General features: G+C 69.3%; 9 protein-coding genes. 5 read left to right on the forward strand and 4 right to left on the reverse strand.

Going from position 1 to position 9,337, the window contains the following annotated elements; all coding sequences use genetic code 11:
• Window positions 1–163: 163 nt before the first annotated feature.
• Together ACFV9O_RS38600 and ACFV9O_RS38605 are read right to left on the reverse strand one after the other, a co-directional pair.
• Complete coding sequence (locus ACFV9O_RS38600) at window positions 164–1,096, reverse strand: IS630 family transposase (protein WP_385427269.1); 933 nt, start codon at window positions 1,094–1,096, stop codon at window positions 164–166.
• Window positions 1,097–1,279: 183 nt separating this feature from the next.
• Window positions 1,280–1,795: a winged helix-turn-helix transcriptional regulator gene (locus ACFV9O_RS38605; protein WP_385427272.1), complete on the reverse strand. Its 516-nt coding sequence runs from the start codon at window positions 1,793–1,795 to the stop codon at window positions 1,280–1,282.
• Window positions 1,796–1,894: 99 nt separating this feature from the next.
• Between ACFV9O_RS38605 and ACFV9O_RS38610 the strand changes: the two genes are divergently transcribed.
• The 3 genes from ACFV9O_RS38610 (at window position 1,895) to ACFV9O_RS38620 (ending at window position 4,410) form a co-directional block, all read left to right on the forward strand.
• On the forward strand, window positions 1,895–2,680 hold the full coding sequence (locus tag ACFV9O_RS38610; protein WP_385427275.1) for an SDR family oxidoreductase: 786 nt from the start codon (window positions 1,895–1,897) through the stop codon (window positions 2,678–2,680).
• Between the two features lie 25 nt (window positions 2,681–2,705).
• Window positions 2,706–3,065, forward strand: coding sequence for a nuclear transport factor 2 family protein (locus ACFV9O_RS38615; protein WP_266988463.1), 360 nt, complete (start codon window positions 2,706–2,708; stop codon window positions 3,063–3,065).
• A 253-nt stretch (window positions 3,066–3,318) separates the two neighbouring features.
• Window positions 3,319–4,410, forward strand: coding sequence for a GNAT family N-acetyltransferase (locus ACFV9O_RS38620; RefSeq protein WP_385427279.1), 1,092 nt, complete (start codon window positions 3,319–3,321; stop codon window positions 4,408–4,410).
• Window positions 4,411–4,731: 321 nt separating this feature from the next.
• Here the strand turns inward: ACFV9O_RS38620 and ACFV9O_RS38625 are convergent, their stop codons facing one another.
• Window positions 4,732–5,985: an SLC13 family permease gene (locus ACFV9O_RS38625; RefSeq protein ID WP_385427282.1), complete on the reverse strand. Its 1,254-nt coding sequence runs from the start codon at window positions 5,983–5,985 to the stop codon at window positions 4,732–4,734.
• Window positions 5,986–6,092: 107 nt separating this feature from the next.
• Window positions 6,093–7,214, reverse strand: a complete 1,122-nt coding sequence (locus ACFV9O_RS38630; protein ID WP_385427285.1) for a PrpF domain-containing protein — start codon at window positions 7,212–7,214, stop codon at window positions 6,093–6,095.
• A gap of 173 nt (window positions 7,215–7,387) precedes the next feature.
• Here ACFV9O_RS38630 and ACFV9O_RS38635 point away from each other — a divergent pair, with 173 nt between their 5' ends.
• Together ACFV9O_RS38635 and ACFV9O_RS38640 are read left to right on the forward strand one after the other, a co-directional pair.
• Window positions 7,388–8,341: a LysR family transcriptional regulator gene (locus tag ACFV9O_RS38635; RefSeq protein ID WP_385427288.1), complete on the forward strand. Its 954-nt coding sequence runs from the start codon at window positions 7,388–7,390 to the stop codon at window positions 8,339–8,341.
• A gap of 265 nt (window positions 8,342–8,606) precedes the next feature.
• The gene (locus ACFV9O_RS38640) at window positions 8,607–9,188 is read left to right on the forward strand and encodes a hypothetical protein (protein ID WP_385427291.1); all 582 of its coding nucleotides are present in this window, start codon (window positions 8,607–8,609) and stop codon (window positions 9,186–9,188) included.
• Window positions 9,189–9,337: the final 149 nt, after the last annotated feature.

Below are 9,337 nucleotides of genomic sequence, written 5' to 3' on the forward strand. Positions count from 1 at the left end.
AGCCTGTAACCCCCGGATGGAACGAGGATCCTTGGGCAATTCCCCAGGCTTCGCACCCCGCGATTACTCGCAACGCACGCTGGGGCGGGAACGAGCCCTGCGCACTGACTCGGGTCTTACACCTTCGACATCAGTCGAACCTCCTTGGTGATTCCCACTCTTCTCAAGCGACTTCGTGTCGCACGATCCAGTTCAGCCAGGAGCCGTAGGTCGGCAGGAAGACCAGCTCGACCTGGTGGTCGGCCGCCCAGGCGCGGACCCTGGCGTGCTTGTGCGGGGAGAAGTTGTCCAGCACCACATACAGCTTCTGACCGGGCCAGCGGGCCCGCAGGGCCTTGAGGAGGTCGAGGAACTCCCGCCAGCGTTTGCGCGGTCGGATGCGGTAGTACAGCTTGCCGGTGGCCAGATCGAGGGCGGCGAGCATGTGCCGCACACCGCCTGGACGGTTGTAGGTGGCCCGCAGTCGGCGCGGACGCCTCACCGGACCCCACGCCTTGCCCTTGCGCGGCATCAGGTTCAGCGGCCCGAACTCGTCGACGCATATCACCCGCCCGTCCGCCGGCGGGGTGTCGTAGAGCGCCAGGATGCGGTGCATCTTGGCGATGAACTCCGGGTCGGTGGAAGCCTTCCACGTGGTGGTGGTCTTCCAGGTGACCCTGCCGGCACGCAGGATCCGGCGCAGGGTCTCCCGGCTGATGGCCGCGGTCACCTTCTGCTTGACCAGATGGTCGGCGAGCTTGCTCAGGCTCCAGGTGGAGAACGCGGTGATCTTCCAGTCGGCGGGGGACGTCCGGGCGATCAGGCAGATGTGCTCGCGCACCTCGTCATTGATCGTCTTGGGGCGTCCCCCGCTCCATTTTGGGTCCAGCGCGTCGAACCCCCGCTCGTTGAAGGCGTGGATGACCTCGCGGACGTAGTCCTCGCCGACCTGCATCAGCGTGGTGATGTCCTTGACCGTCTGGCCCTGGGCGGACATCAGCACCACGATCGCCCGGCGAAGCCTGACCGGGTCCTTCGCGGTGCGGCTGATCCGCTGCAGCCTCCGGCCCTCGTGCATCGTGACCGGCCGCACGAACACACTCGGTCGACGTCCCACGACCACCTCCAAGATCAGGTCCTGGAGACAGTCTGCTGGCTCACGGGCAGCGGGTCGATTAACTGGCCAAGGCTGCGTGACGAGCCACTAGGTACAGCACCAGCGGTGTCTGCGAATAGGACGGCCGCAGTGCCTACTGGCCGCGCGTCGGTCTTGGGGGACCACAAGAGGGCCAGGGCGGCCTTACGCCTCCGCGGGGCTGGTGGGCCGTGTCGCGTAACGGTGGCGCATGGCGTCGCTGGCTGCGGGACCTGCGGTGAAGACGTAGGTGTCGCTGTCGTCGAGTCGGCGGCCGGTCTTGGCGTCGACGACGACGGGCTCGACTTCCTCGCCGTTCTGGGCGTCGATGAGGATCATGCTGCGTTCGGCCGGTGTGAGGCGGGAGTTGCCCCACGCGGCCAGGGCGACGATCACCGGTCGCAGGGAGTGCCCGAGTTCGGTGAGAACGTACTCATGGCGGACGGGGTTGGTCTGGTACGGCCGGCGCTCCAGTAGCCCGTCCGCGACGAGGGTTTTCAGCCGAGTGGTGAGCATGCTGGAGGAGATTCCCAGGCTCTCCCGGAACTGGTCGAAGCGTGTGTAGCCGTCGAAGGCGTCGTGGAGGATTAGCAGCGTCCACCACTCGCCTACGTGTTCCACCGTCGTGGACAGTGGGCACTCCCGGTCCTCCAGCCTGATCCGGCTTGCCACGGCGACCATCCCCTCGGTTACTGCTAAAGTCGAAGTTAGTAGCTTCTATCTTAGCAGTAATGGCGGGAGCGGTGCCTTCTGCGCCTGCACCCGGGAACGGAGCACACCGTGACCACATCCATCAGCGAATCCCTCGAAGGCCGACGCGCTCTGGTCACCGGCGGCACCAAGGGCACCGGAGCCGCCATCGCCCGACGTCTCGCCCAGGCTGGCGCAACCGTACTGGTCACCGCCCGCAGCCGCCCCGACGACGTCGAGGAGAAGGCGTTCATCACCGCCGACCTGTCCACCGCCCAGGGCGCAGCCCACGTAGCCGCCGAGGTGGACGCCCGCATGGGAGGCGTCGACATCCTGGTCAACACCCTCGGCGGGTCCGAGGCGCCGGCCGGAGGGTTCGCGGCGCTAGGCGAGGACGACTGGGCCAGGGAGCTGAACACAAACCTGCTGGCCGCCGTCCGCCTGGACCGAGCACTCCTCCCTCACATGATCACTAAGGGCAAGGGCGTGATCGTGCACGTCACCTCTATCCAGCGCCGCATGCCACTGTGGAACGGAACCCTGGCCTACGCCGCCTCCAAGGCCGCCCTGACCACCTACAGCAAGGGCCTGGCCAACGAGGTCGCCCCGCACGGCGTCCGCGTCAACACCGTCTCGCCCGGCTTCATCCAGACCTCGGCCGCCGACAACCTCGTCGCCCGGATCGCCCGCGACGCAGACATCACCCAGGAAGCGGCGCTGGGCCGGCTCATGGACTCCCTGGGCGGCATCCCGCTCGGTCGCCCCAACCGGCCCGAGGAAGTCGCCGAACTCGTCGCCTTCCTCGTCTCCGACCGCGCCTCTGCCATCGTCGGCGCCGAACACGTCATCGACGGCGGCACCACCCCCACCGTCTGAACCGGCCACCATCCCAAGGAACGTCATGCACGACAACCAGCCCCGAACCAGCACCCCGGACACCCTGCCCGAGGTGATCACCCGCTACCTGAAAGCGCACCGCGCCCACGACACCGCCACCGCAATGACGGCGTTCACCGGCGAAGCCACAGTGATCGACGACGGCAACACCTACGAGGGCACCGAGGCGATCGAGGGGTGGCTCGACCGATCCGCCACCGAATTCACCTACACCATCCACCTCACCGACGCCCAGCAGACCGACGCGACCCGCTACATCGCCACCCACCGCCTCGAGGGCAACTTCCCCGGCGGAACCATCGATCTGCGCTACCAGTTCACACTCGGCGACGGCCTCATCGAACGCCTCGTCATCGAACCCTGAGTCGCCTCCCACGCCACCCGTTGCCGCCTAATACGAGATGCCCGCTCGCCCCGGGCCGCCGTTCCATGCCGCCGTGCCCAACCCCCGGGCCAGCCCTCTAGTCCCGTACTTCGCGGGTCGTTGATTCGTATGGTGTGACCGGTCTGGGGGTGTCCTGGGCCGGTCGTGTGGCGTTGGGTGGGGTGTGTCGATGACTTCCCGGTCTCCGCGGCCCCGGTCTCAGCGTCAGCGCCTTGATTTGGTGGTGACGTCCGTGGTGGAGAAGCGTCTGGGCGCTCTGCCTGTCGCTGCCGAGTTTCTGCGCCGGCTGGATGTCGCCGGGATCGTCGACGAGGTGTGTCCGGGAGGTGCGAGTGCGCATCTGACCCACGGGCAGGTGATCGAGGCGCTGGTGGTCAACCGGCTGACCTCGCCCGCACCGCTGGTGCGGGTCGGTGACTGGGCCCGTACCTGGGCGGTGGAGGAGGTGTTCGGCATCGAGCCGGCTCTTCTCAACGACAACCGTCTGGCCCGGGCCCCGACTGGTCGGCGCAGGAGAACGGCTGGCTGCGCAAGTACTACCCGCCGGACTCCGACGAGCCGCACTACGACGCCACGGCCGCGGTCGAGAAGGCCCTGTCTTGCGCCGGGCACGGCCGCCCTCGCCGAGCACGTCCTGGCGACCGGCCATGGCCGGTGGTGGACCGACCGCACGGACGCGCCGCGTGTGATCGCGGTCTCCTGCGCAGGTCACGCCCTGCTGGCCGGAGATCCGACCGCCGTGGCACCGCGGGATCTCGTTCCCCTCGCCGGGCACCACATCAAGGCGGCCGACCGCTTCCTGCCGGTGCTCGGGGCGGCGTTCGAACCGTTCACGCCCTGGGAACGCATGCTCTACCTGCACCGCGCCCCGGCCTCGTCACCCCCGCTCCCCCGCGGCGTGAGCGTCCGCCGCCTCACCCCGCAGAACACCCCCGCGCTCGCCGCGCTCGACCCCGCCATGGCCTGGATCCACGGCTCCTGGGGCGGCCCGGCCGCACTCGCCGCCTCCGGACTCGGCTGGGCCGCCTTCCGCAGGGGCCGTATCGCCGCCGTGGCCTGCACTCGCTTCCTGGGCAGCCGCTACGAGGACCTCGCCTGCGCGACCGTGCCCGAGGAGCGCCGGCAACACCTCGCCCTCGCCTGTGTCGCCCAGCTCACCGAGGACGTCGCCGCACGCGGCCGCACGGCCAGCTGGAGCTGCTCCCGCGACAACCGCCCCAGCCGCCTGCTCGCCTGGAGCGCGGGCTTCCGACTCGCCCACGAGTACGTCCACTACGCGGCCGGGCGCGTCAACGGCGCGACAAGACTGGCCACCGCCGCGTAGACACCGCGTCAGGACGGACCGGCTGAACCGGCACCGGAGCACCTGAGCACCGGAGTCCTGGCATCCGCTCCATGGAGCCACGTTTCGTCCCTCCGGCGAAGAGCGTCCAGGGCGCCACGCACGACACACGGTGGGCCGGCGAGGCACGCGCCGCCGCCTGCTACGCGACGCTGCTTCTCGCGCTGCTCCTGACCGTCGACGCCGTCGCCGGCGGCCTCACGCCACTCCGGGCGCTGCTGTGTCCTGCACACAGAATCAGCACGGAGGGCGCCGTGCGTGGTCCGGCTCGGCGCCCTCCGCTGTCCGTCGTCGGTCTTTGCGCTATGACCAGGGCAGGACCAGGGCGCCCCAGGCGACGACGGGGCCGAGGGCGACGATTCCGCCCGTGTAGCCGATGACCTGGCGGTAGAAGCGGCGGGAGTCCACCCCACGGGCGTTGCTGAGGACGAGTGCTCCGTTGGTCGAGAAAGGAGAGGTGTCGACGATCGTCGTGGAGACGGCGAGCGCGGCGATCAGTCCGGCACCGCTGAGGTGGCTGGAGAGCAGCAGCGGTACGGCGATGGGGATGATCGCTGTGAGAATCGCGGTGGAGGAGGCGAAGGCGGAGGTGATGGCCACGGTGAAGCACAACAGCAGGGCGACGACGAGCGGGGCGCCCAGGTTGGCGGCATGTTCGGAGATCTTCTCGATGACACCGGCCTTCTCCAGCATCGCGATGTACGTCATCATGCCCGCGACCAGGAGCAGGGTGGACCAGCTGACGCCGTCGACGGCCTTCTCCTGCCGCTTCATGTCCACCAGGGCCAGCAGGGCGCCGGCAGCCAGCGCGAGGAAGCCGATCTCCAGGTGGAAGCCGAGCGCGCCGACGACGAGGGCCAGCAGAGAGGCGAGGGTGAGCCACTGCCGCCAGTCGGGCCTGCCGGAGACGGCGAGGTCCTCGTCGTCGGCTGCCTCCGCGGCGCCCTCGGCCAGCGGGGCGGGACGCTTGGCGAGCAGGGCGTAGGTGAGGATCGAGAGCACCAGGTTGATCAGGAAGCTGGCGCTGAACAGCGCGACGGCGGAGACCTGCACATCGGTCTTGTCGACGAGGCCGAGCACCAGCGCACCGGAGACGGCCAGCGGGGAGAACGCGCCCGCGTGCCCGCCGCTGATCACCATCATGCCGACGACCAGTGGGTTGAGCTTGTAGCGGTAGGCGAAGTTCATGCCGATCGGCGCGAGGATCGCGACCGCGGCCGGGGTGAACGTACCGAACGCCGTCAGCAGGGCGGCCACCAGGAACAGCACCCAGGGGATGAGCTGGACCTTGCCGCGTACCAGCCTTACTCCGGCCGCGACGAGCCAGTCGATGGTGCCGTTGCGGCGGGCGACGGAGAACAGGTAGGTGACTCCGACGATGGTGACGAAGAGCTTGGCCGGGAACCCCTCGAAGATCTCGGCCTCGGTGAGCCCGAGCGAGGCGGTGCCGACGGCGAAGGTGGCGACGAAGGCGAGGATGCCCAGGTTGATCGGCAGCACGGTGCCGAGCACGAACATCACCAGCAGGGCGCCTATGGAGATCACTTCAGCAGACATCTTTGTCCTTGGTGCGGTGGGGACGGGGTGGCGCGCCCCGAGGGCGCGAGGGTATCCCGGTGTGGACGGCTGGGAGCCGGCCTGACCGAGGTGATGTTCGTCGCGGCTCAGGCGGCTTGCGGGCTGCCTGCTTCCGGTACGTAGATGCGGGCGTCGGCGAGCAGACGGGCCGCGCGCTGCACGGTGACCCGGTGCGGCAGGCCGTCCCTCACATCGGTGCAGCGGACCGCGACGACACCGGCGGGCGTGCCGAGGCGCAACCACTCGTCGGTCGGGCTGCCCGTGAGCCCGGAGACCACGGACCCCTCAAGGAGTCCGGCCGCCGCGACGGCGACGGCAGAGGTCAGGCCGATCGCGGGGTGCGGGGCGTTCATGGTGAGCATGCGCACCGACACGTCGTAGTCCTCGGCACCGATCGGTTCACCGAGGGTGGTGGTGTACGGCACCGGCGGGCCGACCAGGCCCACCTTGGGTACCGCGTCGCCCGGTTCCTCGCCCGGCTGGAGCAGCCCCATCAGGGGTGCGGCGGTATGCCGTACGGTGCGCAGCCAGGAGACGTTCGCGCTCATCCGCTCCAGTGACTCGGCACCGGTACGCCCGGCACTGGCGGCGTCGGCAAGGACGACCGGAGCTCCTGCGGTCACCATGCTCACGCGTACCGGCTCGGCGGCGCCGACCCGCAGGTCCTGGGCGGCCTGGCCGGTGGGGAGCAGCGAGCCGGTCGTGCCACCGGCCGGGTCGCGGAAGGTGAGGCCGACCGCGACCCCGCCGGCACGGGTGCCGGGCACCGTCTGGCGGCCGAAGTGGTGCACCACGCCTCCGGGGGTGTCGACGATCCCTTCGAGGACCGCGCCGGTATTGGTGTTGCGCATCACCACGCGCGTCCGGTCGCCGGTGACCGGAACCATTCCTTTGGTCACCGCGTACAGGGCGACGCCGGTGGCGCAGTTGCCGCAGTTGCTCGTCCACTCCACCGAGCCCGTCCCGATGCCGACTTGGGCGAACAGGTAGTCGACGTCGACGCCGGGCTGGGGTGAGGCGCTGACCACGGCCGCTTTCGAGGTGGTGGGAGTTGCCCCGCCCACACCGTCCAGCTCCACGGGGTCGGTGGCGCCGTAGGCGGCGACCAGCAGCCTTTCGAGGTCGCCACGGTCGGTCGGGACTTCGACCTGGTTGAACAGCCAGCACTTGCTTGTGCCGCCACGCACCAGGGTCGCGGGAATGTGCACGTCTTCAGGCTCTTCCTGGATCAACGGAGGTAGGGAAAGGGCCGAGGAAACGGGTTACGGGCGTATTGCGTGCCGGTGAACCGCTCGGCGATTGCGGAGACCTTCGCAGAGCCATGACTTCGGAACAATCGCAGTTTGCTTCACCTGGGTTTAGCTCAGCTAAAGTCGACGCCATGCTCAACGTGCGCCGTCTGCTGCTGCTCACCGAGGCCACCGAACGCGGTTCACTCACTGCCGCGGCGGAAGCCCTCGGCATGACCACCTCCGCCGCCTCCCAGCAGATGTCCCTGCTGGAGCAGGAGGCAGGGCAGCCCCTCATCGAGCGGCTGCCACGCGGTATCCGCCCCACCCCGGCGGGTGCCGCGCTGGCCGAACGGGGTCAGGCCATCCGCCGGGAACTCCGTGCCGCCCAGGCCGACCTGGACTCCTTCACCGCCCTCGACCAGGGCACCCTGCGGCTCGGTTCCTTCCCCACGGCGAGCGCGTCCCTGCTGCCGCTGGCGCTCACGCGTTTCCGACGCCGCCACGCCGGCATCCGTATCGAGGTACGCGCCGGAGTCCTCGCGGAGCTCAGGGAGATGCTGCACACCGGGGAGGTGGAGCAGGGGCTGCTCTGGGACTACGAATGGAACCGCCTCGACGATCCGGCGCTTGCCCTCACTCACCTGCTGGACGACCCCACGGTGCTGGTCGTCCCCGCCGACTCCCCCCTGCGCACACATCCCTCCGTGCGTCTCGGCGATCTCGCCGACCAGGAGTGGATCATCCGCGCCGACAACCATCCCGTCGCCGACGTCCTGCGCCGAAGCTGCCGCCAGGCGGGATTCGAGCCGCGCATCGCCTACTCGTCGCACGACTACCAGGAGGCGCAGGCCATGGTCGCCGCCGGTCTCGGCATCGCGCTCGCACCCCGTCTGGCCCTCACCAGCCGACGCAGTGACGTACGCCTCCTGCCGTTCGCCTCCGACGTCCCGGCCCCCACCCGCCGCATCCTCCTCGCGCGCGCCACGTCGCGCCCCGCCACCCCACCCGCCCAGGCGATGGCCCGCGTCCTGCGCACGGTGGCGCAGCGATTCACCGCCCCAGACCTGCACCGGGCCCAGCTCGGGGCGGTCCGGCGGGGCTGACGGTGCGGCCACGAGCTGCGCCCCGCGCCTGGCGGCGGCCCGACCGGCACCGGCGGTTGCTCGCCGGCGGCAGCCATGGCTCACTTCAGAGCGGCTCTCGCCGCCGCACCACGCGAGCCCACTCGGCTGGCCTCGGAGGGTACGCGGCACAGCCCGCAGCGACTCCTGCGACCGCGAGTCCGATCAACCATCCACGGCCTTATGGAGACCGGCCCCTCTGGGCCAGTACGCACCCCGGCGGTCTCTCACGGGCAGAATCCGCAAGTTGGTTGACAAGACCGTTCTTCTCCACGGACGCGTGGACGCCGCTTCTACGCTGGCCGTCATGCGCGAAGTCGAATACCGGAGCAGCGGGGTTCCGTTGGAGGAGTATGAACTCACCCACGGGGACCACCGCCGTCAGAAGCAGAGCGAGGAGATCAGCGAGTGGGTTCGGCGTCAGGTCGAGGAGGACGACGCCATGTGCCGGGCAGACCCGGAGAGGGCGGAGCGTCGCCGCCAGGCGTTCGAGAACGTCGCGAGGCTGATGCAGTCCTTCAAGAAGGCCGACCACGCGATCATGCGGTGGCGTGTCCGGCTGTACTGCGGCCACATCATCGAGACGGAGGCGCACTACACGTACACCGACCCCCTCTCCGCCGGGTCATATAGCAGGCGATGCTCGGAGTGCGGGGAAGACCGGCAAACCATCGTGGCCTACGAACCCATCGGGCTGCGTGGCGAGCCACCGGAACCAACAGAACCCCTGCCTCCGCCCCCGAAGAAGCCGACACGAGCCGAACTCGAACGACGCGTTAAGACGCTGGAGAAAGAGAACGAACGCTTGCGCGCAAAGCTCAATGGCTGAAGGCCCCGCCCGAAGCCACTGGGCTGACTCGCCAGCAGGTCAGGGCGGCCGAGCGGTCATGTCCCCTGTAGTGGTGTAGCCGGACCGATCTGATCTTTGTCCTGGGGGTAGATCGTGTCCATGCTTCCCTCGGGGAGATAGCGGCGGGG

Source organism: Streptomyces sp. NPDC059909, assembly GCF_042730885.1.
In the GTDB taxonomy this organism is placed as follows: Bacteria; Actinomycetota; Actinomycetes; order Streptomycetales; family Streptomycetaceae; genus Streptomyces.